The sequence below is a fragment of the Streptomyces sp. NPDC087845 genome, assembly GCF_044742755.1.
GTDB lineage: Bacteria > Actinomycetota > Actinomycetes > Streptomycetales > Streptomycetaceae > Streptomyces.
The window spans coordinates 99120-123559 of the sequence record NZ_JBIUVC010000014.1 but is presented as its reverse complement, the minus strand read 5'-3'; the positions used below and the strand labels follow the sequence as shown (position 1 = coordinate 123559).

The 24440-nt window shown below is 69.3% G+C and carries 19 protein-coding genes; 6 read left to right on the top strand and 13 right to left on the bottom strand.

Features of this window, described 5'->3' with window-relative positions:
- Positions 1 to 7 precede the first annotated feature (7 nt).
- The 3 genes from ACIOMQ_RS30505 to ACIOMQ_RS30495 all read right to left on the bottom strand — a co-directional run bounded on the left by ACIOMQ_RS30505 (position 8) and on the right by ACIOMQ_RS30495 (position 2806).
- Positions 8 to 1357: a cytochrome P450 gene (locus ACIOMQ_RS30505; RefSeq protein WP_401260772.1), complete on the bottom strand. Its 1350-nt coding sequence runs from the start codon at positions 1355 to 1357 to the stop codon at positions 8 to 10.
- A 202-nt stretch (positions 1358 to 1559) separates the two neighbouring features.
- Positions 1560 to 2510, bottom strand: coding sequence for a ketoacyl-ACP synthase III (locus ACIOMQ_RS30500; RefSeq protein ID WP_362204117.1), 951 nt, complete (start codon positions 2508 to 2510; stop codon positions 1560 to 1562).
- Between the two features lie 29 nt (positions 2511 to 2539).
- Positions 2540 to 2806, bottom strand: coding sequence for an acyl carrier protein (locus ACIOMQ_RS30495; protein ID WP_401985213.1), 267 nt, complete (start codon positions 2804 to 2806; stop codon positions 2540 to 2542).
- 1106 nt (positions 2807 to 3912) lie between these two features.
- On the opposite strand from ACIOMQ_RS30495, the gene ACIOMQ_RS30490 reads away from it, so the two are divergent.
- The 5 genes from ACIOMQ_RS30490 to ACIOMQ_RS30470 all read left to right on the top strand — a co-directional run bounded on the left by ACIOMQ_RS30490 (position 3913) and on the right by ACIOMQ_RS30470 (position 9489).
- On the top strand, positions 3913 to 4212 hold the full coding sequence (locus ACIOMQ_RS30490; RefSeq protein WP_401260776.1) for a trypco2 family protein: 300 nt from the start codon (positions 3913 to 3915) through the stop codon (positions 4210 to 4212).
- On the top strand, positions 4209 to 7088 hold the full coding sequence (locus ACIOMQ_RS30485; RefSeq protein ID WP_402191191.1) for an NACHT domain-containing protein: 2880 nt from the start codon (positions 4209 to 4211) through the stop codon (positions 7086 to 7088). Before ACIOMQ_RS30490 ends, ACIOMQ_RS30485 begins: the two co-directional genes overlap by 4 nt.
- Positions 7089 to 7155: 67 nt before the next feature.
- Positions 7156 to 8019, top strand: a complete 864-nt coding sequence (locus ACIOMQ_RS30480; protein ID WP_402191189.1) for a DUF6801 domain-containing protein — start codon at positions 7156 to 7158, stop codon at positions 8017 to 8019.
- 532 nt (positions 8020 to 8551) lie between these two features.
- On the top strand, positions 8552 to 8944 hold the full coding sequence (locus ACIOMQ_RS30475) for a helix-turn-helix domain-containing protein (RefSeq protein ID WP_402191187.1): 393 nt from the start codon (positions 8552 to 8554) through the stop codon (positions 8942 to 8944).
- A gap of 134 nt (positions 8945 to 9078) precedes the next feature.
- A complete protein-coding gene (locus tag ACIOMQ_RS30470) occupies positions 9079 to 9489 on the top strand; it encodes a VOC family protein (RefSeq protein ID WP_362203882.1) in 411 nt (136 codons plus the stop codon).
- A gap of 78 nt (positions 9490 to 9567) precedes the next feature.
- On the opposite strand, the gene ACIOMQ_RS30465 is transcribed toward ACIOMQ_RS30470, so the two are convergent.
- Positions 9568 to 10092: a hypothetical protein gene (locus tag ACIOMQ_RS30465; RefSeq protein ID WP_362203880.1), complete on the bottom strand. Its 525-nt coding sequence runs from the start codon at positions 10090 to 10092 to the stop codon at positions 9568 to 9570.
- A 215-nt stretch (positions 10093 to 10307) separates the two neighbouring features.
- On the opposite strand from ACIOMQ_RS30465, the gene ACIOMQ_RS30460 reads away from it, so the two are divergent.
- Positions 10308 to 10937: a YceI family protein gene (locus ACIOMQ_RS30460; protein WP_402191184.1), complete on the top strand. Its 630-nt coding sequence runs from the start codon at positions 10308 to 10310 to the stop codon at positions 10935 to 10937.
- Positions 10938 to 11075: 138 nt separating this feature from the next.
- On the opposite strand, the gene ACIOMQ_RS30455 is transcribed toward ACIOMQ_RS30460, so the two are convergent.
- The 9 genes from ACIOMQ_RS30455 to ACIOMQ_RS30415 form a co-directional block, all read right to left on the bottom strand.
- Entirely contained in the window at positions 11076 to 13796 is a 2721-nt protein-coding gene (locus ACIOMQ_RS30455) for a SpoIIE family protein phosphatase (RefSeq protein WP_402191181.1), read from the bottom strand.
- Between the two features lie 222 nt (positions 13797 to 14018).
- Complete coding sequence (locus ACIOMQ_RS30450; protein ID WP_402191179.1) at positions 14019 to 15404, bottom strand: hypothetical protein; 1386 nt, start codon at positions 15402 to 15404, stop codon at positions 14019 to 14021.
- 72 nt (positions 15405 to 15476) lie between these two features.
- The gene (locus tag ACIOMQ_RS30445) at positions 15477 to 16928 is read right to left on the bottom strand and encodes a GH1 family beta-glucosidase (RefSeq protein WP_402191177.1); all 1452 of its coding nucleotides are present in this window, start codon (positions 16926 to 16928) and stop codon (positions 15477 to 15479) included.
- A gap of 37 nt (positions 16929 to 16965) precedes the next feature.
- On the bottom strand, positions 16966 to 17991 hold the full coding sequence (locus tag ACIOMQ_RS30440; protein WP_362203866.1) for an ABC transporter ATP-binding protein: 1026 nt from the start codon (positions 17989 to 17991) through the stop codon (positions 16966 to 16968).
- On the bottom strand, positions 17988 to 18962 hold the full coding sequence (locus tag ACIOMQ_RS30435) for an ABC transporter permease (RefSeq protein ID WP_362203863.1): 975 nt from the start codon (positions 18960 to 18962) through the stop codon (positions 17988 to 17990). Before ACIOMQ_RS30435 ends, ACIOMQ_RS30440 begins: the two co-directional genes overlap by 4 nt.
- A 3-nt stretch (positions 18963 to 18965) precedes the next feature.
- Positions 18966 to 19946: an ABC transporter permease gene (locus ACIOMQ_RS30430; RefSeq protein ID WP_362203860.1), complete on the bottom strand. Its 981-nt coding sequence runs from the start codon at positions 19944 to 19946 to the stop codon at positions 18966 to 18968.
- Complete coding sequence (locus ACIOMQ_RS30425) at positions 19943 to 21076, bottom strand: ABC transporter ATP-binding protein (protein WP_362203857.1); 1134 nt, start codon at positions 21074 to 21076, stop codon at positions 19943 to 19945. Before ACIOMQ_RS30425 ends, ACIOMQ_RS30430 begins: the two co-directional genes overlap by 4 nt.
- A 51-nt stretch (positions 21077 to 21127) precedes the next feature.
- Positions 21128 to 22801 (bottom strand): ABC transporter substrate-binding protein, encoded by a 1674-nt coding sequence (locus tag ACIOMQ_RS30420; protein ID WP_401758221.1) that lies wholly within the window; start codon positions 22799 to 22801, stop codon positions 21128 to 21130.
- A gap of 195 nt (positions 22802 to 22996) precedes the next feature.
- A complete protein-coding gene (locus ACIOMQ_RS30415; RefSeq protein WP_362203851.1) occupies positions 22997 to 23971 on the bottom strand; it encodes a LacI family DNA-binding transcriptional regulator in 975 nt (324 codons plus the stop codon).
- Positions 23972 to 24440 lie beyond the last annotated feature (469 nt).

Below are 24440 nucleotides of genomic sequence, written 5' to 3'. Positions count from 1 at the left end.
GGCGCGGTCACGGCCACGGAAGGGTCTGCTCGATGCAGGCCGGCGGCCCCACGATGATCCGGGCACCGCCGGCGGGCGCCATGGTCACACTGTTGAGAACGGCCGCTTCCGGCTTCGACCGGTCGGTGCTGATGGCCCGGGTGGAGAGCAGCACCCGTAGCACCTCGACGGACTGCATCACGGACAGATACGCCCCGATACAGCGTCGCGCGCCACCGCCGAAGGGGATGAAAGCATGCGGTGGAACGTTCTTGTCGAGAAAGCGTTCGGGGCGGAATACCTCCGCGTCCGGGTAATGTGCCGTATCCATGTGGACGATCCCGATGAGCGGCATGAGCGTGGCCCCTCTGGGCAGCCGGAATCCTGCCAGCTCGACATCCTCGGTCAGCGTCCAGATCGATTCGAAGATCGCCGGACGCCGCCGTAGTGATTCCTTCACCACCGCTTCCAGATAGGCGGAGTCGTCCACGAGCGCCGCCCGCACGGCGTCGCGTGCCACCCGGGGATTGCGCGCCAGCTCGTGCAGCGTCCAGGCCAACGTCGTGGCGGTGGGTTCATGGCCTGCGAGCAGGAGCGTCATGATCTGGTCGCGGATCTCGACGTCGCTGAGCTGCTCGGTCGCGTCGCCCGCGCGGATCAGCCGGGACAGCATGTCCTCGCGTCCGCGCAGATCGGGTGCTTTCCTGCGCTCGGCGATCGTTTCGTGGATGAGGGAGTCGAACCGCTCCAGCAGCGCCGCAGCGCGCTTCCACGGCGCGACGCGACGCGCGGCAGAGCTGTTCAGCCCGATCAGCACCGCGAGTTGCCCCACCGGAAGTTCGCCCACGAGAGCACGCGTCTCATCCAGGCGCGCATCCTTGTCGGGGCCGAAGATGATCCGCCAGATGATGTCGAGATTCAGTGTGCGCATTTTGTCGAGACTCTTGAAGGGCACTCCGACAGGCCAGCGCTCCAGCTCGTTCTTTGTCAGCTCCTGGATCGCGCTCCGGTAACCCCGCACCGCGGTTTTCCTGAACAGCGGGGCCATCAGCTTCCGCAGCCGCCGGTGCTGATCGTCGTCGGAGGTGAGCAGCGACTGTTCGCCGAACACCGGCGCCAGCACCCGATTGCCCTCACCGACGTGGAACAGCGATGCCGATGCACTGAACATGGCTCCGATGTGCTCGCTGTTCATGACCAGGACCACGGTGCGCCACGGGAAAACCTTCAGTGAAACGACATCACCGTGACGCTCACGCAGAATCTTGGCCCACTTGTGCCGCCACCAGGTAAAAATGACGGTCTGTACGGGCCAGGGCATGCGCGGACCGGGCGGAAGCGGTCCGTTCCCTTCTCCGTTCTCGATCCGGCTCAGCATGAGGAATGTCTTCCTTTCCTCGGTTCGGGGGAAATTGACCGCGACACACACGGCGCCGTCGGCCGTGCGGGCAGCAGCGGATGCGCCAACACACCGGATCCGTAGGCCAGTTGTCCGATCCGACTGGGACCGTTCCCGTCACCGGTACGGACTGCCGCCTGCGGCTCTGCCGGTCGGTCCGGGGCGCCGCCGCCTCATTCGGTCAGGGGACCTGAACAGCTTGTCCGGCGTAGGCCAAACCGGCTCCGTAGCCGACCAGTACCGCCCATTGGCCGCTATGGATCCTGCCCGAAGCCCGCAGACGGTCGAGGGCGAGCGGCACCGATGCGGCACTGGTGTTGCCGGTGAAACGACCGTCGTCGGCCACCACGACCTTGTCGGGCACACCGAGTGCTGTGACGACCCGTCGGATCATCTTCCAGTTGGCCTGATGCGGAATGAACGCTGCCACGTCGTCCCAGCCGATTCCGCTGACCGCCAGGATTTCACGCACTGCGGCGGGAACGGTGGCACAGGCCCATCGGGTCACCGCCAGGCCGTCCATGTGCAGACGCGGATGCACCCGCGCGGCGATGTCCAGCTCACGAGGGTGCGGGCGCACTTCCAGCGCTGCCGCCCGCTGCCCGGACGAACCCCACACGACCGGCCCCACCCCCGATGCCCCCTCCGCGGCGCAGACGACCACCGCACCCGCTCCGTCTGCGAACAGCGGGGCGGTGACCGGATCATCGGGGTCGACCATGTCCAGCATGCGGTCCGCGCCGATCACCAGCACCGTGTCGCAGCCACCGGCGCCGATCAGCGAACGCGCCACATGCAGGGCGTAGCAGAACCCCGCGCAGGCGATGCTCACATCGAACGCGGCCACCTGAAGTCCGAGAGCCGCGGCCACCTGCGGGGCGATGGCCGGGCACAGTTGGAGATTGGACGACGTGGCCACCAGCACGACGTCCACCGCGTCGGTCGGCAACTGTGCCGCCGCCAGCGCCTCTTTCGCAGCAAGGGTGGCCATGGAAGTCAACGACTCGTCCGGGCCGGCCACGCACCGGGACTCCACGCCCGTCCGTGACAGCACCCATTCCCGTGTCACGCCCAGCCGCTCTGCCACCTGTCGGGCGTCTGCCGGCGCCGGCCGGTAGGAGCCCGTGGACACGATGCGGCACGGACGCACAGCTTCGACGCTCACGGGTTGCCCAGGCCGCCGGCCGCGGCCACGAACTCCATCATCGAACGCGGGGTGGTGAGGTGGCCGGCCTCGTCGTCACCGATCTCGACCTGGTAGGTGTCGCTGATCACCGTCATCATCTCGGCCCGCGCCAGCGAGTCCACGTCCAGTTCGTCGAACGGCTTGTCGAGTGCCTCCTCGGGAAGCCTGATTGCCTTTTCGGGGGACGCTTTTTCGCCGTGCACAACGCGCGTCAGGATCTGCTCGAACTCCTCAAGCGTCACGACATCTCCATTCATGGCAAAGGGTCGGAGACACCAGCATTCGCGTCACGCGAAGTGGGCGGATTTCCCGCTCCACCGCGAGTCCGTTCTCACGGTTAGCAGGCCGCCCCAGAAGCATTGCAGAAACACCTGCTTCTTCGTCACCACAGAAAAGAGCGCGCGTGAAGCTCAAAGTAGTAAACGGAGCATCATCGGAGTGCGACACGTAGAGAGCGGCCCGGGATGCAACCTTTCGCACCTACGGCGCCGTTTACGCTCCGGGACGCGATGTGAACGTGAATGCGTGAGGTCGGTCAGCCGTCTCCGTGACCGGGCCGGTACCGGCGCCGAGCCGCGGGAGTCGACGTCGGCCCCTGCGTGTGGGCCGCAAACGACGAGGCCGCAGTCCGTGGAGCTGCGGCATCGTCACCTCAAACGCAGTTGCGGCAACTGGCTTCGGCCTTTCACGAGGTGGGCTGTCCGAAGCGTGATCGAAAGCGCGAGAAGTGCTCGTCAACAAGAACAGTGGGCTATGCCTGTCGGTGGACCAGGCTTCGAAGGAGAATTACGCCCGTGCCACCCAGCATCCGTGCGGATCGCCCCTCCACCCGGACCAATAATGAAGGTTTGATTTTGACTCGGTGGACAACACTCGGCGAATAATAAACAGGAACAGCAATAAGTTCCTGGCGATCCAGTACGGAAGTCAGGACGATACTGCTCCGGCCATTCAGTTCTCCTGTGGGACCTACCCAGACCACTTCTGGAAGGCGGTCCAGCTGACTCACGGATGTCTTGTGTTCATGCAGAGGGAATGGTCTGGGGAAAGCGTTGGCGGGGACGTGTGGGAATCGTGCCCGGCGCGATCCTGGCCGAATCGCGGCATGAATGGGCCCGGCAGTAGGAAGCCTGTCGACAGGGCGTCCAGCAAGGCTGGCGAAAATCAGCCATCTGCCGCATGCGTCCACCCCTGCATCCGCGAGCATCGGGTACGCCTCACTTGCAGCAGCGGCTCCCGCCGGCTGGTGTCCCCCGTTGGTGTCAACCGCCGTGCCGAATCGATGTGTTCAGGCGCTCCACGCGGCTAAAGTTTTTAGTGACGACTGGCACCGGTGTAGGGGGCGTGGATGATCGAATTGGCCAGTGTGATCAGGGATCTGCGGGAAGAGTTGGAACAGGCGGTCGTCGCGGCGGAAGGTGAGGCGCTGCGCTTTGAATTGGGGACGATCGAGCTGGAATTGTCGGTCGCTGTGGAGCGAACCGGGCACGCTGGGGCGAAGGTACGGTTCTGGGTGGTGGAGTCCGGTGCGGACATGACAGCAAGCCGCACCTCGACGCAGTTGATCAAACTGGCGTTGCAGCCCACCCTCACCGGGTCGCACAATCCGCCGTTCGTCTCCGGCCGCGCCGGCAGGAACGAGCGATGAGTGCCGCGGACGGCGGCGCAACCGAGGCGTCCGAGCCGGACGGGTTCGATGTACGGCGAGTGGTCCAGGTCGTCATCGTCGGGCGCGGAGGCGAGGGGTGGCGCGGATCGGGCTACCGCGTGAGTGGGGATACGGTGCTCACGGCCGCGCATGTCGTGCGGGACGCGGTCTCAGTCACGCTGCGTTTCCTCACCGAGGACGGTGACGTAACGGAGTTGTCCGCCGAGCCGGACCCTTTGTGGGAGGACTCCGGAGTCGATATCGCGGTGCTCAAGATCGCGAAGGACGCGGGCAGCAGAGGGGTGTACGCCGCTGAGGTCCCGCCGGTGCGGTTCGGCCGCATCACCCAGCCCGTGGATTGCGAATCGCTGGGGTTCCCCAAATTCAAGCTGCGTCCCGACAATGCATCGTCGGAGCTCAATAGGATCACCCAGTACCGGGATTCCCACCATGCGCTGGGCAGCACCACGCCGTGGGCGGACCTGCGCAAGGGCACCCTGGAGATCTCCGTAAGCGCTCCTGGGTCCGATCCGGAGGGCCGCTCCCCATGGGAAGGGATGTCGGGAGCCGCGGTGTGGAGCAGCGGGTACCTGATCGGAGTGGTCAGCCTGCATCACGCCACCGACGGTCCAGGCAGGCTCACGGCAAGCCGGGTGCAACGCTGGTACAAAAGCCTCAGTCGAGACCAGATCGATGAACTGAGCGAGCTGATCGGCTTGCCGACCCGTGCCGCCCACCTCGCGCGGCTCCCACCGCCACCCGCGCAGCCACAGCCGGCTGATGACGACCCGGCCGAGGCCCTCGCCCGCGAGGTGTCCAAGCAATGGCGCAAGGAGGAGGAGCAGCGGCGGGTGCACGACCCGTTCCCGCTCCCCCTGCGTTTCCGGTGCACCGACCGGAATGTCTTCGATCACTGGGCCAACATCCGCAAGCTCCCGCGCGGGGCAGCCGCGCAGCCTCTCCCGCTGGACGGTGAACTCGACCAGATCGTGGAGGCGTACCTCTCTGTCCCGTCCTGTCGGCTGGTGGTGCTGGGTGAGGCCGGGGCGGGCAAGTCGATCCTCACCCTGCGCTTCCTCGTCGACTGGCTCGATGCCCGCGTCCCCGGCGACCGGGTACCCGTGATCTTCGGCCTGGGCTCCTGGGATCCGGCCGCCACTTCGCTGCGCGACTGGATGTGCGCCCACCTGGTGCGCGACCACCCCCTCCTCGCGGCTCCGGCCGCGCACGGAGGCAGTCTGGCCCGCGACCTTCTCGACACGGGCAAGATCCTTCCCGTTCTCGACGGTTTCGACGAGATCCCCAGTGGCCTGCACGGCAAGGCGCTCGAAGCGCTCAACAAGGCCACCACCATGCCGCTGCTGCTCACCAGCCGCCCCGGCGAATACAGCAGGGCCGTCAACAACTCCAAAGAATCCGACGTGCTGACCGCCGCCGCAGTTATCGAACTGGAGGGTCTCACCGTAGAGGACTACGCCGACTACCTGACCCGAGCCAGCCGGCCGGTCAGAGGCGGCGGCGCGGACAGTACCGTATGGGACGCCGTCCTGGCACGGTTGCGCGAACTGCCGTTCACCCCGTGCACGGCGAACCTCGCCGAGGTTCTCACCACCCCGCTGATGGTCTCCCTGGCCCGTACCATCTACAGCGACGCTCCCGGACAGGATCCCCGGGAGCTGCTGGACTTCCGAACGTCCGAAGCCCTGCAAAAGCATCTCCTGGCCGCGTTCGTCCCCGCCGTCTACAAACGCGCGCCCACGGACGATCGCGACGCGGACAGTCCCCGCCGTCGCCGCCGTCACTGGACTCCCGAACATGCCCAGCACTGGCTCGGCTACCTCGCCACGCACCTGGATGAACTCCATACCCATGACCTCGCATGGTGGCAACTGGGCACCACCGTGCGCCGTTCGACGCGCATGCTCGTGGTCGGGTTCCTGGCCGGTATGGCTTTGGGAGTGCCGACCGGGATCGGGAACCTGCCCGTGGACTTGGTCGGGACGACGCATCCGCTCGGGTTCGCGATCGTGCGGGGGCTCCTGGTCTGGCTCCTGCACGGGCTGGTGGCCGGGTTGGTCTTCGGGTTCGTGTACGGGTTCATGCCCAGGGGCCCGGCGTCCGAGCCATCGACGCTGCGCATCCAGCTCTTCGGCGGGATCCGGCGGAATACTGCCGAGATAGTCCGCAGGTTCGTGCTGGGGTTCGTGTTCGGGGTGCCGTCTGCGGTTGCGCTGGAGCTCTTGGACAGGTTTGTCATTGGGCCGTTGGGGTTCGACGACGGACTCAGTGGCGGGCTCCGGGGCGCGTTGCTGTTCCCGGCGGAGCTCGGGTTCGGCGCCGGGTTCGCGCTTGCGATCATGTCCTGGCTGGAAACCCCTATTGACACTACATCCGCTATCAGCGCTTCGGACCTGTTGAGGACGAACCGCAAGAACGCGTTCGTCTATATGCTCGTGTGGTTGCTCGTGCTCGGGATCCCGGCCGGGATCGCTATCGGGCGCACGCCCGGGCACGTAGGCGAGTTCGCGACCGGACCCGTGCTCGGGCTCCTGGCCGGGCTCGCCTTCGGGATCGAGGGCGCGTTCGGCGGCGGGCTCGGATACGGACTGAGTTTCACCGCTTGGGGTCAGTGGGTGGCCCTGTCGCGCATATGGTTGCCACTGACCGGGCGGCTGCCCTGGGCGGTGGTCGCTTTCCTGGACGACGCCCACGAACGAGGGGTGTTGCGCAGGGCCGGCGCGGTCTACCAATTCCGTCACGCTCAACTCGAAGCCCACCTGGCTCACACCTTCCAGGCGCACCAAGCCTCCCGCCGGCCGAGTTCACCGATTATGGCCGAGCGGGAAACGTTGATGACCGGAAGCACGTCGCCTTGAACACGAGGAGACGCGACAGGCGCTGACCGATGAGAATCACCGCTGATCAATTGATTGGGGACAGCTCATGAATGGCAGGCGCAACACAGCAAAAGCGAGGGTGGCGCTTGAGGTAGCGACGGCAGCGGGAATCGTTGCCGGAGTCGTGGGAGGTTCCGGAGCCGGCGCCGCTTTCGCGCACCCGGTTTCACTCACGCTGAACTACACATGTTCAGTTTCTCTTTTCAGCAAGTCCGTCCCGATGGAGATCCACTTGGATATCCCGGATTCGGTCGCGGTCGGCAAGCCCACCCCGGAATTCACCCTCGACGCGACGACGACGGTGAGCAAGGAGGAGACCCACTTGATCCACACATCCCTTGGGGGCCTGAAGTCCATTGAGGGCACGGCGAACGCGAACACAGAACTGCGCTCGCCGGAGGGAAACTTCAGCGTCCCTGTGCACTTCAGTATCAACAAGGTCACCATTCCCGATTCCGACCGTGCCTTTGCCATCACGGCGACGGGCACCACCCCCTCTCGCACGTTCCACCGGCCGGGCCACGTGCAGATCGCCGTCGGCGACCTCACCCTGAAACTCGTCGGGCAGAAGGCGAACGGCCGCCCCCTGGGCACAGTCAACGCGGCGTGCAAGCTCAATGCCCACCCCCATCCCGTCGTGGCATCGTTCAAGATCACGAGGACGGGGAAGACGACCGGTTCGCCCGCCTCCGGCACTTCGGGCGCGGGCACCACGACCGGCTCGACCTCCGCCGGGGCGTCGGCTCTGCCGACGTCCATGGACAACGGTACGGCGCGGGGCACCACCGCGAACACCGGCCAGGACACCAAGGACCTGACGCTGCTGGCCGTGGGCACCCTTGTCGCGGGCGGCAGCCTCTTTCTCCTCAGCTCGCGGCCGAAGCGCCGCCGCGCCGGTGACGACGGCTGAGGTGTGTGGCGGGATCCGGCTCAGCCGGCGGCGTTCTTGCCCTGGCGCCGCGGAAGTTCATGGAGGGGCTCCCCGGCTCGCACTCCGTTGGCTGCGGGGACAAGCCGAACCGTCCGGTCTCCGCGGGTCCGGTGAGGTTGCGCACCTTCCCGCCGACGATCAGCGTCGCGCGCCGCTCCGTGGCGTGCGCGGTCGCGGTACCCACACCAAGACCCGCAACGCCCGGTGCCCCAGCGGCACTTGAGCGCATAGGCGCCCGGCGAGCCAGGGACGGGGCGGGGTCCGCGCGCAGGGCGTTGCCGATGCCGGGGTCGGCCGGGATCCCGGCCAGACGGCGACGCGACTGCCTGGATCAGGCTGTCCTCAACGTCGGCCCGTTGCCGGCATGACCTTGCCGGACACGGGCTCTCGTGGTGCGCCATCTCGCGCCGGGAGGGGCGGAGGACCGGTCACCGGTTCCGTCACGGGCGGCGGATCCATCACGGAAGGCGCATCCGTCACGGGCGGCGCGGAACCGTGGTGTGATGGCGGCGTGAGCCGCGCCGCAGAAGAGACCAACCGCCGCATGCTCCGGGCCCGGGACGCGATGGACCGCGCCTACGCCCAGCCGCTGGACGTCCCGGCCCTGGCCCGGATCGCCCATGTGTCCGCGGCGCACTTCACGCGCACCTTCCGGGCCACGTTCGGCGAGACGCCGCACCGCTACCTGCAACGCCGCCGCGTCGAGCGTGCGATGTTCCTGCTGCGCGAGACGGAGCGCAGCGTGACGGACATCTGCTTCGAAGTCGGCTTCGGCAGCCCGGGAACCTTCAGCCGCACGTTCCGCGACATCGTCGGCCGTTCGCCGAGGACGTACCGCAGGGAAGCGGAGGCCACGGGTGTACCGACGTGCTTCACGATGGCGTGGACGCGGCCGAGCGGCTGACCGTCCGCACCGGCCCGCCGCTCCACACGTCCGCACCGGCCGTTCGCGCTGGCCGTCCGCACCTCCCGCCCCCGTCCGTCGACTGAGCAGTTTTGGATAAGTTTCCGTCCGGCCCGCCCCGTAGCGTGAGGCACATGTTCAACGCCATTACGCAATCGCAGATTTACGTCCTCGACCAGGACGAGGCCCTCGACTTCTACGTCGGCAAGCTCGGCCTGGAGGTCGGCGCCGACGTCGACATGGGCTTCATGCGCTGGCTGACCGTCAGTGTCCCCGGCCACCCGGAACGCCAGATCCTGCTGGAGAAGCCGGGTGCTCCGGCGATGTCCGAGGAGACGGCGCAGCAGGTCCGCGAGCTGGTGACCAAGGGCGCGATGGGCGGCTGGCTCATCTTCACCACGGACGACTGCCGCAAGACGTACGAGACGCTGCTCGCCCGGGACGTGGAGTTCACCGAGGAACCCACCGACCGCCCGTACGGGACCGACTGCGGACTGCGCGACCCCTTCGGCAACCGCATCCGCTTCACTCAGCCGAAGGTCTGAGATCCCGCCTCGCGCAACGCACGACTGCCCCCGTTCCACCGGAACGGGGGCAGTCGTGCGTGGAGACGCGGTGCGCGGTCAGCAGCCGCCGCAGTTGTAGTACGTCACGTCCCAGTGGTTGCCCTCGTCCGCGTAGATGTTGCCGGAACCCGCCTTGTACTGGGGAGCGCCGTCGCCGCGCAGCCCTATGTACGTGAAGACGCCGTGGACGTAGTTCGTGAGGCAGGTGGACTTGGCGAAGTCGAGCTTGTAGCCGTTCCAGTGCGAGTACGTACCACTGGCGTGGCCCGTCTCGGTGCCGCCGGTGATGTTCAGCGCGCAGCCCGTGGCGCTCTTGAGGGTCTGGGCGCCCTGGGCGGTGGCCAGGTTGAGCTGGTCGAACGAGGTGCAGGTGGCGACATTGCGGTCGGAGCAGTTGCCGGAGGACGACCAGGTGACCCCGGAGGAGCTGAACCGGGCGGTGGCCTGGGCGTGGGTGAGCTTCGTGTCGGCGTGGGCCTGGGTGGCTCCGCCGCCGAGGACGCCGACGCCGGGGGCGAAGAGGACGCCGAGGACGAGGGCGAGGGCGGTCAGGACGGGGCGCAGTGTCATACGGGACACCATGGGGGGACTCCTCCTGCTCATGACAAGTAAGGGCACGGAAATACTGCCCGAGTTCTACGCGCGTCGCCAGGGGTAACGGCAGCGAATGACCCACCCGTCCCGACAATCCGGAGCGTTGATGTTGAACCTTGAACTAGATTGCGCTAGAGTCAATCTCGTTGAAGGTTAAACAATCACTTCGACCGCCGCTCGATCACGTCCCCCGAGGAGGAGCCATGGCTCTGTTCAACCGCAAGACCAACAACGCCCCGTCCGCCACCACCGCCGTCGCCACCCCCGCCGTGGACCCGGCCCTGGCCGCCCTCACGGGTGACTACACGATCGACCCGGCGCACAGCAGCATCGGCTTCACCGTGCGCCACGCCATGGTCACCAACGTGCGCGGCACCTTCGGCGAGCACGAGGGCAGCCTGAAGCTCGACGGCCACAACCCGGCCGGCTCCACCGCCTCGATCGAGGTCAAGATCGCCAGCGTCGACACCGGCATCGCCGACCGCGACGGCCACCTGGTGAGCGGCGACTTCTTCGACGCAGAGAAGTTCCCCCTCATGACGTTCCGCTCCACGCGGGCCGAGCAGCTCGGCGGCGACAGGTACCGCATCACCGGCGACCTCACGATCAAGGACGTCACGCGCCCCCTCGCCATCGACCTGGAGTTCAGCGGCTCCGCCACCGACGTCTACGGCAACGAGCGCGTCGGCTTCGAGGGCAGCGCGGACATCCTGCGCTCCGACTGGGGCCTGACCTGGAACGCCGCGCTGGAGACCGGCGGCGTCATGGTCAGTGACAAGGTCAGGCTCACCTTCGACATCTCCGCCATCAAGGCCGCCGCACCGCAGGCCTGACACCCCGCCGCGTCCGTCCCGCACCCGAGCGCGCCCGCCTTCCCCCTCCCCCGCCGGGGGCGGAAGGCGGGCGCTCGGCTCGGTCTTCGACGTTCCGCGCCGAGCGGTGCGCCGAATCCGGTCGCTCGGCCGCACAGGTCAAGGACCGGGCCCGTGGTCGTCGTCCTCCTCCCCCTCCTCCCCCTCCTCCTCCGATTCGCCGACCGTCTGCTCCGACCAGATCACCTTGCCCGTCTCGGTGTAGCGGGTGCCCCAGCGTTCGGCGAACTGGGCCACGAGGAACAGGCCCCGGCCGCCCTCGTCCATCGTCGCCGCGTAGCGCAGATGCGGTGAGGTGTTGCTGGTGTCGGACACTTCGCAGATCAGGTTGCGGTCGTACAGCAGGCGGACCTCGATCGGTCCGGTGCCGTAGCGCACCGCGTTGGTGACCAGTTCGCTCAGGATCAGCTCGGTGGTGAACGCCTCCTCGTCCAGGCCCCGGTCGGTGAGCCATTCAGCGACGTTCTTGCGCACTCCCGCGACGGCAGCCGGGTCGGTGGCCACGGACCACTGGGCGACCTGGCCGGGATCGAGCGTATGGGTGCGGGCCACGAGGAGCGCGACGTCGTCGGCCGGCTGGTCGGGCAGCATCGCTTCGAGCACGTCGTCGCAGGTCTCCTCCGGTGTCCGGTCGCGACGGGCGAGGGTCTCGCACAGCAGCTCCATACCGGCGTCCAGGTCCCGGTCGCGGAGGTCGATGAGACCGTCCGTGTAGAGGACCAGACGGCTCCCTTCGGGTACGTGGAACTCGGCCGCCTCGAAGGGCATGCCGCCGATGCCGAGGGGCAGGCCGGCCGGGACCTCGGGGAATTCGACGGTGCCGTCGGGGAGGACGAGCACGGGCCCGGGGTGGCCGGCCCTGGCCACCGAGCAGTTCCCGGAGACGGCGTCGTAGATCGCGTACAGGCAGGTGGCTCCGGCGATCTCGGTGTTGTCACCGCCGGCCGCTTCGTCCTGGTCGGTCCGGGTGACCAGCTCGTCCAGATGCCCGAGGAGTTCGTCGGGTGCGAAGTCCAGCGCCGAGAAGTTGTGGATGCTGGTGCGCAGCCGCCCCATGGTGGCGGCGGCGTGCAGCCCGTGTCCGACCACGTCGCCGACGACCAGCGCGACCCGGGCGCCGGACAGCGGGATCACGTCGAACCAGTCGCCTCCGACCTCGGCCCGCGCCGGCAGATAGCGGTGGGCGACGTCGAGGGCGTTCTGCTCGGGCAGGCCGCGGGGCAGCAGGCTGCGTTGCAGTGTCACGGCCATTTCGTGTTCGCGGGTGTAGCGGCGGGCGTTGTCCACGCTGACCGCCGCCCGCGCCACCAGTTCCTCGGCGAAGGACTGGTCGTCGTCGTCGAACGGCTCGGGGTTGCCCGCGCGCCAGAAGTTGGCCAGGCCCAGAATCACGCCGCGCGCGTGCAACGGTACGGACAGCACCGAATGGAATCCGTAGTCGAGTATTTTCGCCGCGCGGTCGGGGTCCCAGCGCCGCCACCCCAGCTGTGCGATCACCTCGGGCCCCAGCCCGGTCTCCGCGCTGTTCACGCGCATGGCCCGGATCCTGGTCGGAACGAATCCGACCGGTCGGCCGATCGGGTAGAGGGGCTGGTCCGGGTCGACTGCGGCGATGGCGGTACGGCGCATGTCCAGCGGGGCGCCGGTCAGCGTGGCCGGTTCCTCCCCGGGCAGCGCGGGATCGGCGAGGTCGACGGTCGTGGCGTCGGCGAATCCGGGGGTCGCGACGTCCGCCAGCTCCTGGGCCGTCCGGGTCACGTCGAGCGTGGTGCCGATCCGGGCACCGGCCTCGTAGAGGAGCAGCAGGCGTTCGTGGACGAGTTCCGCCCGGCCCGTGACCTTGCGGAGCTCCGTGGTGTCCCGCAGGGTCGCCACGGTGCCGGGCGGCCCGCCGCGCGTGTCCGTCGGCCGGAGATTGACGACCAGCAACCTGTTCCCGCTGCGCAGCACCTTGTCGGTGACGGTCTGGCCGGAGGCGAGCAGTTCGGCGGTGTCGGGCGCCAGCCCCAGGTCCGTCACGGAGCGGCCCTCGGCGTCGGGGGGAAGAGCGAGGAGCCTGCGGGCCTCGTCGTTGGCGAGCGTCAGCCGGTGGTCGGGGCCGACGACGATGAGGACGCCCTCGCGGACCGCGTGCAGCACCGCGTCGTGGTGCTCGTACATCCGGGTCATCTGGGCGGCTCCGAGACCGTGCGTCTGGCGGCGCAGCCTCCCGGTCACGAGCGCCGCGCCGCCCGCGGTGATCACGAGGGCGACCACGGCCGCGCCCGCGCTCAACGGGACGGAGCGGTCGGCCACGCTGTTCACCGTCTTGTCGGTGAGCCCGACGGACACCACGCCGGCGACCGATCCGTCCGGCCTGGGCACGGGTACCACCGAGTTGATCGAGGGCCCCACGCTGCCGTTGAAGGTCCGGGTGAAGCCCCGTCCGGCCAGTGCCTCCTTGTACGGGCCGATGAGGTGCTTGCCGATGAGCGCGGGGTCGGGATGGGTGTAGCGGATGCCCTGGGGGCTGGCCACCACGACGTACTCGACCCGGGCCTCCTTGCGGACCTGCTCCGCGCGTGGCTGGAGGATCGCGGTGGGGTCCTTGCTGTCCAGCGCCGCCGCGACCCCCGGCGAGTGGGCGAAGGTCTCGGCCACGCTGAACGTACGCATCCGGGCCTCCTGCAGGCTGTCGCTGCGGCCCTGCGCCACCAGGGCGATCGCGAAGCCGGTGATCAGCAGGAGCACCAGCCCGAGCACGAAGCAGAAGACCTGGCCGGCCACGGTGCGGACGCTGAACAGGGCCAGCACGTCGCGGACCGGGGAACGGCGGGTCATGTCCCGGCGGGGCGGCGCGGGGGTGGCTTGGCCCGAGCGCCCCCCATCGTGCCGATGTGGTCGCCGGACGGAGCGTCGCAGCCTCGCCCGGAATCGGCCGATACCAGACATAGATTCAGGTCTAGCATGAATCGCACCTGCCCGAGAGATCGCCGGGGCTGCCGGGATCGCCGGTCGGCGGCGAACCCCTCGGCCCGGAACCGGGTGGCCCGGACCGTCGGCTCAGAACCCGCCGCCGTCGAAGCCGCCACCTCCTCCGAGGTCGCCGCCCCCGCCGAAGCCACCGTCGCCGAAGCCTCCGCCGTCGAAGCCGGACGGGTCGAAGTCGGAGCCGGAGAAGTCCCCGCCGCTCCCGTCACCGCCGGAGCCGTAGTCGCCGCCCCCGTACTCGTCCGCGTACGCCGGGGAGGCCAGCATCGAGCCGAGCACCGTGCCGGCCAGCAGGCCGGGGAGCAGGCCGCCGCCGAAGTAGCCGCCCGCCCAGGGGCCGTACGCCGGGCCCGCCTCCCAGTAAGGGCGGCGGCGGCCGTCGCCCGTGTCGACGGTGCGGCTCAGCGGCTCCTCGCCCTCGCGCAGCCGGATCTCGTCCGCTGCGCAGACGGGCACCTCGCGGCCCGTGCCGCCGGACGGGGACCATCGGACGTCGGCGACCGAGGGGCCGTGGCGCGGGTCGAAGAAGCACGGCGGACGGCGGACGGGCAGTTCGCCGCCCGTGCGGCGGGCCTCCAGGACCGCCAGGGAGAACCGGCCGTCCTCCAGGGCCTGGGTGACCCCGCGCACGTCGGACGGGTGCCGGGCCCGGGACATGCGCGTCTTCGCGCTCTCGTAGGAGTCGAGTGCCCGCTCGTAGTCGGCCCGCATGCTGTCGTCGGCGCCGGGCTCGGCGGGGTGGAAGTCGAGACGGTCCAGGGTTTCGCCGTACGCGGTGATGTCCTCGTCCACGACGACGCGGAGCTTGTCGAGTGCGGCCCGCTCCTCGGCCTCCTTCCGCCTGCGGTTGCGACGGACGATCGTGTACGCCGTACCGCCGCCCAGCACGAGGAGCGCCGCGACCGTGATCAGTCCGGTGGAGGACGACGGTCCGGTGCCCGCCGAGGAGCCGCCCCAGGAGGCGGGGGCGCTGCCCCGGGCCTGTTCGACGGCCCGGTCGACGAAGGCGTTCAGCTGGGTCGCCGCGTCGGTGTCCGTGCCCGGTGCCTTCACCGCGGTGAGGTTCTGGACCGCCCGCGTGGACATCACCCGGGGGTCGGCGCCCGCGTTGAACCCGTCGCCCAGGCGGACCGCGTAGACGCCCGTGATGCCGGTGTCGGTGCGCAGGGTGGTGAGCAGGTTCTGCTCGGGGAACGCGGAGGTCCGCGGCAGCACGGCCACGAACACGGGCTTGTCGGCGTCCTTGATCTTCTTCGTCAGGGCGGCCGCCCGGCTCGGGGAGAGCTGGTCGGCGGCGGCCGGGTCGACGTACACCGGCCCCTTGCGCAGCGCCTGCGCGACATCATTGATGGTCGATGCACCGACCATCGCGGGTGCAGCGGGTGCCATGGCGAGCACGACCGCCGACAGCATCAGCAGCAGGCCGGCCAACACGGTCGGGAACAGCCTGTTCCGCATATGTCGAAGCTAACCCAGGTGGGTGCCGCCTGCGCGCTCACCCACCTGGGCCGGCCCCTCTCCCGACCGGAATCAGTCGCTGTCGCTGTCGCCGGTGCGGGTGCGGGTGCGGGTGCGGGTGAGGCGGATCGTGTCGCGGTACCACTTGGCGCTGTCCTTGAGCGTCCGCTCCTGCGTGTCGTAGTCGACGCGGACGATGCCGAACCGCTTGTCGTAGCCGTAGGACCACTCGAAGTTGTCCATCAGCGACCAGGCGAAGTAGCCCCGGACGTCCGCCCCCTGCGCGCGGGCGGCGGCCACGGCGGCGATGTGGTCGGCGAGGTAGGTGGTGCGGCCGGCGTCGTGGATCTGTCCGTCCGCGGAGACGGAGTCGTCGAACGCGGCACCGTTCTCGGTGACGACCGTCGGAACGCCGTAGTCCTTCTCCAGGCCCACCAGCAGGTCCGTGAGGGCGGTGGGGGTGATCTCCCAGTCCATCGCGGTACGCGGCAGGTCACGCTCCACGCCGCGGGTGACGGGCAGCCCGTCGGCGTCCACCGGGGAGCCCTCCTGCGTGACGCCGGAGAACAGCGTGCCCCGGTAGAAATTGACGCCGAGCACATCGATCGGGGTGGAGATGACGGCCAGGTCGCCGTCCTGAACCGGGAGTTCGGCGTTCTGGCGAGCGAGGTCGGCGACGACGTCCTCGGGATAGGCGCCCTTGACGAGCGGGTCCAGATAGAGACGGCGGCCCATGCCGTCGGCGCGGCGGCACGCCTCGGCGTCCTCGTGGCTGCCGGTCTCGGGGGTCGCTGTGCCGAGGTTGAGCGTGATGCCCAGTTCGAGTGCGTCGCCGCGGGTGGCGGCCGTCTCGCGGAGGTGCCGCGAGGCGAGGCCGTGGCCGAGGAGCAGGTGGTGGACGGCGCGGATCGCGTCGCCGAAGTTCTTCCGGCCGGGGGCCTGGTTGCCGTACGCGTAGCCGAGCATGGCCGAGCACCACGGCTCGTTCAGCGTCGTCCAGTGCTCGACCCGGTCGCCGAGGGCGTCGTGGGCGAGGGCGGCGTACTCGGCGAACCGGTAGGCCGTGTCCCGGGCCGGCCAGCCGCCCGCGTCCTCCAGTTCCTGCGGGAGGTCCCAGTGGTAGAGGGTGATCCACGGCGTGATGCCCCGGGCCGCCAGCTCGTCGACCAGGCGCTTGTAGAAGTCCAGGCCCCGCTCGTTGACCGGCCCCCGCCCGCCCGGCTGGATGCGCGGCCAGGCGAGCGAGAACCGGTACGTGTCCACGCCCAGGTCCGCGATCAGCCGCACGTCCTCGGGCATCCGGTGGTAGTGGTCGCAGGCCACATCGCCGTTCTCGCCGCGGACGACCATGCCCGGGACCCGGCAGTACGTGTCCCAGATGGACGGGGTCCGGCCGTCCTCGGCGGCTGCTCCCTCGATCTGGTAGGCGGCGGTGGCGACGCCCCAGCGGAAGTCGGCGGGCAGTCCGGGGACGGCCTCGGCGGCGATCTCGCGCGCGTATGCCTGGGGGGTGACGATATTCATGGGTCTCCTGTGGTGTGCGTGGGATCGCGTGGGATCGCTACGAGCGGGGTGCCGCGGCGGCCGGGGCGGGCCGGTGGAGCCAGCAGGCCACCGTGCGCGAGCCGTCCGCGTCCGGCCCGTCCGGCGCGGCGAGCACCGGGACCTGAGTGGCGCAGGCGTCGAGCGCCCGGCCGCAGCGGGGGTGGAAGGCGCAGCCGGCCGGCATCGCGGCGAGGTGCGGGGGCGAGCCGGGGATACCGGTGAGCTCACGGCGGGGGCCGTGGAGAGCGGGGAAGGAGTGCAGCAGGCCGTCGCTGTAGGGGTGGCGGGGGTCCCGGTAGATCGCCGCGGCACCGGCCTCCTCGACGATCCGGCCGCCGTACATGATTGCGATCCGGTCGGAGAACTCGATCAGCAGCGAGATGTCGTGGGTGATGAAGACGACCGAGAAGCCCAGTTCCTCGCGGAGTCCGACCAGTTGGCGCAGGATCTGGCGCTGCATGACGACGTCCAGGGCGGTCGTCGGCTCGTCCATGATGACGATCTCGGGCTCCAGCGCGAGCGCCATCGCGATCATCACGCGCTGACGCATCCCCCCGGAGAGCTGGTGCGGGTAGGCGGAGAGCCGGTCGGCGGAGATGCCGACCAGGGCCAGCAGCTCCTTGGCACGGGCGGTCCGTCCGGGGCGTGTCATGTCCGGGCGGTGGGCCCGGAGCACGTCGGTGAGCTGGCTGTGGACCGTGTGCACCGGGTTGAGCGAGTTCATCGCGCCCTGGAACACGATGGACAGCTCCTGCCAGCGGAAGGCCCGCAGCTCGGGCGCCGTCAGGGTCAGCAGGTCGAGCGCTCCGCCGTCCCGCCGGTGGTAGTGGACCTCGCCGCCGGTGATCACCCCCGGCGGCGAGAGCAGCCGGGTGACGGCGTACGCGAGGGTCGACTTCCCGGACCCGGACTCGCCCGCCAGACCCAGGACTTCGCCCCGGTGGAGGGTCAGGTCGATGTCGCGCAACGCGTGCGCGGCGTCGGCCCCGGTCCCGTAGTCGACGTTCAGACCGCGGATGGTGAGGACGGGCTCGCTGCTCATGAGCGGGTCTCCTTGTCGTGCGTACCGCGCGCCACGGGTGTGAAGCCGACCCGCATCCGCACCGTGCGGGACGCGCCGGTCGCCGTGCGCAGGCGCGGGTTGACGAACTCGTCGATGCCGAAGTTGATCAGGGCGAGCGACATGCCGAGCAGGGCGATGCAGAGCCCGGCGGGAACGAACCACCACCACGCGCCCTGGGCCAGCGCCTGGTTGGACTGCGCCCAGAACAGGACGGTCCCCCAGTTCCAGTGCGAGATGTCGGCGACGCCGATGAAGGCGAGGGTGATCTCGGAGAGGACGGCGAAGATGACCGTGCCGACGAAGCCGGAGGCGATGACGGCCGTCAGGTTCGGCAGGACCTCGAAGAAGATGATCCGCCAGGTGGACTCGCCGGTGGCGCGCGCCGCTTCGACGTAGTCCCGGCGCCGCAGCGACAGCGTCTGCGCGCGCAGCACCCGCGCTCCCCACGCCCATGAGGTGAAGGCGATGACGGTGGCGATGAGCAGGTCGCCCGCGTCGGAGACGAAACTGGCGATGATGATGATCAGCGGCAGTCCCGGAATCACCAGGAAGACGTTGGAGAGCACCGAGAGCAGCTCGTCGGCCGTACCGCCGAGGAAGCCGGCGCTGACGCCGACCAGTACGGAGAGGATCGTCGCGAGGACCCCGGCGACGAACCCGACGACCAGGACGCCCCGGGTGCCGACGAGGATCTGCGAGAGCACGTCCTGACCGGTCTGCGTGGTACCGAACCAGTGGGCACCGGAGGGTGGTTGGAGCAGTTCGTTGCTCATGGCGTCGGGGTCGTACGGTGCGATCCACGGCCCGATGACCGCGATCACGACGAAGAAGGAGAGGATCCCGAGGCCGACGGCGGTCTTGCGGCCACGCAGGAAACGCAGCCTGCGCCTGCTGGGCGCCGGGGCCGCGGTCGCGTCGATCACGGCGGCCTCGGCGGCGGTGACGGCCATGTCCTAGGCCTCCCTTCGGGTACGGGGGTCGAGGACCAGGTAGATCACGTCGGCGAGGAGGTTCGCCGCGAGGACGGACAGCGTGATGATGAGGAAGACGCCCTGCATCAGGGGGTAGTCCTTCGCCCCCACGCCCTGGAAGAGCTGGTAGCCGATGCCGGGGTAGGAGAAGACCATCTCCACCAGCAGCGTTCCGCCGACGATGAAGCCCAGCGAGAGGGCGAAGCCGGAGATGTTGGGGAGGATCGCGTTGCGTGCGGCGTACCCGAACATCACCCGGCGCTCGGAGAGCCCCTTGGCCTGGGCGACCATGACGTAGTCCTCGGAGGACACCGTCACCATCATGTTCCGCATGCCGAGGATCCAGCCGGCCACGGCGCTGAGCACGATGGTGAGGCCGGGCAGCGCCGCGTGGTAGAGCGCGCTGGAGACGAACGGCCAGTCGAAGGCGGGGACGAGCGAACTGTCGTAGCCCCCGGCGGCCGGGAAGAGCGGCCACTTCACGGCGAACAGGGCGATGGCGATGAGCCCCAGCCAGAAGTACGGAATGGCCGAGATGAAGGTGGTGACGGGCAGCAGGCCGTCCATCCAGGAGCCGCGCCGCCAGCCGGTGAAGACCCCGATGCCGGTGCCGAGCACGAAGCTGATCAGGGTGGTGACACCGACGAGCGCGAGCGTCCAGGGCAGCGACTGGGCGATCACCTCGCCGACCGGGGTCGGGAAGAAGGTGAAGGAGAGGCCGAGGTCGCCGTCGAGCAGATGCGACCAGTAGTCGGTGTACTGCTGCCAGAGCGACTGGTGCTTGTCGAGGCCGAAGAGCGCCTTGAGCGAGTTGATGGCACTGGTGTCGAGCTGGCCCTGGAAGCGGGAGACGAGGGCCTGGACGGGGTCGCCGGGCATCATGCGCGGGATCAGGAAGTTGATGGTGATCGCGGCCCACGCGGTGACCAGGTAGAAGGCGAGCCGTTGCAGCAGGTATTTCACTTCACGGTCTCCTTCTCCTGGCCGCCGGCTCCGCGGCGCCCGCCGTCGTCGGCTCCGTTGGGCTCGCCGTCGTCCGCCTCCTTCTCGTGGCCGCCGGCCCCATGGCTCTCGCCGTCGTCCGCGTACAGCCAGCAGGCCGCCCACTGGCCGTCCGCCAGGTCGAAGCGCGGGGGCGGTTCGGTGCGGCAGCGCTCCATCGCCTTGGGGCAGCGGGGGTGGAAGCGGCAGCCGGCGGGCGGGGCGATGAGCGAGGGCGGTTCGCCGCCGCCGGTCTCCTCCCGCTCCGCCTCGGCGACCACCCGGTCCGGGTCGGGCGCCGAGGCGATGAGGAGCTGGGTGTAGGGGTGCGCGGGGCGCTGCGTGACGGTCTCGCTGCCGCCGCCCTCGACGATCCGGCCCGCGTACATCACCAGGGTCGAGTCCGCGAAGTAGCGGGCCGACGCGATGTCGTGGGTGATGTAGAGGATCGCCAGGTGCAAGCGGTCCTTGAGGTCCTTCAGCAGGTTGAGCACCCCGAGCCGGATCGACACGTCCAGCATCGAGACGGGCTCGTCGGCGAGCAGGACCTGGGGATCGGCGCCGAGCGCGCGGGCGATGGCCACGCGCTGGCGCTGTCCCCCCGACAGCTCGTGCGGGAACTTGTCCAGGTACTGGTGCGGGGGAGTCAGCTGGACGCGGTTCAGCAGAGCGGTCAGGTTCTGCTCCAGCTCCGCCTCGCCGCTGCCCGCCCGTCCGTGGATCCTCAGTGCTCGGGTCAGGTGGTAGCGCACGGTGTGCACCGGGTTCAGCGAGGCGAACGGGTCCTGGAAGATGAGCTGGACCCGACGCGCGTAGGCACGGAAGGACCGGCCGCGTCCGGCCTTCACCGCCGTGCCGTCCAGCCGGATCTCGCCCCCGGTCAGCGGATACAGCTGGGCGAGCAGCCGGGCGACGGTGGACTTCCCGGAGCCCGACTCCCCCACCAGTGCGGTGACGGTGCCGCGCCGCAGTCGCAGCGAGACGTCGTCGACGGCGTGGACGGTGCGGCGCCTGCCCGTGACGAGGTCGCGTCCGGTGCGCCGTACGGGGAAGTGCTTGGTGACTCCGCGTGCTTCGAGCACGACGTGGTTCTGTTCGGGCTGTTCAGTCATGGCCGGTCCTGTGTCCCGTATCCCGTATCCCGTATCTCCTTGTTCCTGGCGCTACTTGGCGGGCTTGAGCTGGAGCACGATCTGCAGCGCGGACGGCTGGGTGTGCTGCGGCGGGGCGTACGGGTCGGCCTCGGTGGGCCAGCCCACCCAGTTCTTCGTGGAGTACTCGGCCCCGATGGGGGCGGCGGCCGTCGGGATCACCGGCGCCTGCTCGACCATGATCTTCTGGAGGGTGTTCATGGCAGCCGTGCGGGCCGAGTCCTCGGTGGCGTTCGCGAAGTCCTTGAGCGCCTCGGTCGCCTCGTCGTTCTTGAAGCGGCCGAAGTTGCCGAGCTGGGACGCCTTGCCGACGGGCTGGAGCAGCGCACCGTCCATGATGTTCTGGTACATGTCGTACGGGGTGGCGCCGCTGTTGGTCCAGTGCAGGGTCGCGTCGAAGTTGCCGTTGGCGACGTCCGCGCCCCAGGCCTCGGCGGTCTGCGTCTTGACCTTGGCCTCGATGCCGAGCTGCTTGATGTTGTCCTTGATGATCGCGAGTCCGGTGATGTAGTCGTTCCAGCCGGCCGGGTCGGTGAAGGTGAGCTTCACCGGCTTGCCGCCGGGGTCCTTCAGCACCCCGCCGCTGAGCTCGAACCCGGCGTCGGCGAGCACCTTCTTGGCCCCGGCCACGTCCGGTGCGGTGGTGGCGCTCTTGTACTCGGGCGCGAGGAAGGACTCACCGGCGGGCAGCGGGATGCCGGTCGGGTTGGTGATCTCCGGGTAGAGCGTCGCCTCGGCCTGGGTGTGGATCGCCTTGCGGTCGACGACCATCGCCATGGCCTTGCGCAGCGCCGGGTTGTCGAACGGCTTGCGGGCGGTGTTGAACCACAGTCCGTGGATGCCGAGCCCGGACGGGAACCACAGCTTGTGGTTCGCGGGGTCCTTGGCGATGAACAGCTGCTTGTAGTCCGGCATGAAGACGAACGACCACTCGACCTTGCCGCTCGCCAGCGCCGTGGTCGCCGCGCTGTTGTCGTTGTAGGCGGTGTAGCGCAGCTCCTTGACCTTGGTCGCGCCCTTCCAGTAGGTGGGCGTGGCGGTCAGGGTGGTGGTCTGCGGGGTGAACGTCTTGAGCTTGTACGGGCCCGAGCCGACCGGTGTGCGGTTGGGCCAGGTCTCCGGGTTCTCGACGCCCTCCCAGATGTGCTTGGGCACGACGAACTGCTGGATGATCTTGTTCTGGTTGACGTACTGGGACTCCTTGAAGGTCAGGACGACCTTCTTGCCCTGCACCGCGACCCCGTCGAACGGGATGCCGTTGCCGTTGAGAGCCGGGCGCTTCTTCAGGAGGTCGAAGGTGTACGCGACGTCGTCGGCGGTCAGCGGCTTGCCGTCGGCCCACTTGGCCTTGGGGTCGAGGGTGAAGGTGACCTTGGTGAAGTTGGACTCCCACGCCCAGTCGGTCGCCAGCCACGGGGCGGCCTTGTCCGCGGGCCGGATCTGGTTCGTCATCGCGAGCGGCTCGTAGATCATGAACCGGTAGCCGAGCGTGGCGCCCGCCGAGGTGTTCAGGAACGGGTTGCTGTTGTTGGTCTGCGGCCCGTCGGGCTTGCCCAGGGTCAGTACGCCGGAGGCACCGCCCCCTTTGTTGGCACCCGAGTTGGCGGACGAGCAACCGGCGGCGAGCGCGACCACGGCGGTGGCGAGTGAGAGCGCTCTCAGCGTGGCGTGACGTCGTGCGGACATGGCGACTCCATGAGGGACTGCGGGTCTGGGAGATCCGGAAAAGGGGCAGCGCTCGGCGCGCCGGGTACAGGCGGTACGGGGCGGTACAGGGCGGTACGGGGTGGTACGGGCGGTGCGGGCGGTGCGGTACGGGTGGTGCGTACGGCGAGTGGGAGGCGGGGCGGGGGCGGGCGGCCGACGGGACCGGCCGGACCGCTACGGCGCCGAGTGGCGCACGACCAGTTCGGTGGGCAGCACGACGGGCGCGTCGGGCGCGGCCGTGCCGCCGAGGCGGGAGAGCAGCATCCGCGCGGCCGTCTCACCCATCTGCCGGGTGGGCTGGCGCACGGTGGTCAGCGGTGGTTCGGTGTGCTCGGCCATCGGGATGTCGTCGAAGCCGACCACGGCGATGTCGTCCGGCACGGACCGTCCGGCCGCGCGCAGCGCCCGCAGCACGCCCGCCGCACTGATGTCGTTGTGCGCGAAGACCGAGTCGAACTCGGTTCCGGCGGCCAGGAGTTGCTCCACGGCCAGCCGGCCCCGGCGTTCGGTGAAGTCCCCGTGCACGACGAGATCGGTGGGCAGGACCGTACGGAATCCGTCCAGCCGGTCGCGTACGCAGCCGAAGTGCTGCGGGCCCGTGATGATCAGGGGTCTGGTGCGTCCGGCGGCCAGCAGATGACGGGCGGCGGACGCGCCTCCTTCGCGGTTGGTGGTCACGACGGAGGGGAATTCGGGGTGGTGTCCGCGGTCGTCGATCAGCACGATCGGCAGACCGCCGCGGTGCAGTGCGGTGAGGTGGTCGAGGGTGTTCTCGGGTTCGACGACCAGGAGGCCGTCGAAGGCGCGGGCCGACACCTGGCTGGTGAAGCGTTCCACGGACTCGGCACCGCGGTTGCAGGTGAAGAGCAGCAGTCCGTAGTCGGCGGCCTCGACGGTGTCGACGACGCCCTGGAGCACTTCGCCCATCCACGGCCAGGTGAGCGAGGGCACCAGCATGCCGACCGTGCGGCTGCTGCCGCGGGCCAGTCCGACGGCACCCGAGCTGGGCACATAGCCGAGCTGTGCGATCACTTCACGAACGCGGGCGGCCGTGGCACCGTCCACTTCGCCCTTGGCGTTGACGACCCGCGACACCGTCGTCTTGCTGACGCCGGCCTCGCGGGCGACATCGGCGATGGTGACACGCATCGGGGCCTCCGGGACAGGGCATGGCAGGCAGCTGGAACCGGTACCGCAACCGGTTCCGGAACCGGTACCGGCGTTGCGGCGTGAGTTAACCCCGCGGGAACAGTGCCGTCAATACTTCACGCCGACATTGGTCCGTACCGATCTCCTGTGCAGGCGGGGCGAGTTGTGTGTTCAGGTTCTGAACACGCGCCCTCTTGACGCGGCCCCGCAGGAGCAGTTCACTCCCGCCCCGATCGACGGCTACTCCCCCACGCCCCGCCGAGGAAGGCACCAGCCCATGATCCGATCGGGAAGAGCCCACGGGGCCTGCTCGCCGCCCTACTCGCGACGGCCGGTCTCAACGGACATCACGGCCGGCCGCCGGACGGACCCGGACCCGGACGGACCCGGGTCCGGGGACGTCCGGCGGCCGGGGACGTCCGGCGATCGGGTACGTCCGGCGGTCGGGGACGTCCGGCGGTCGGGGACG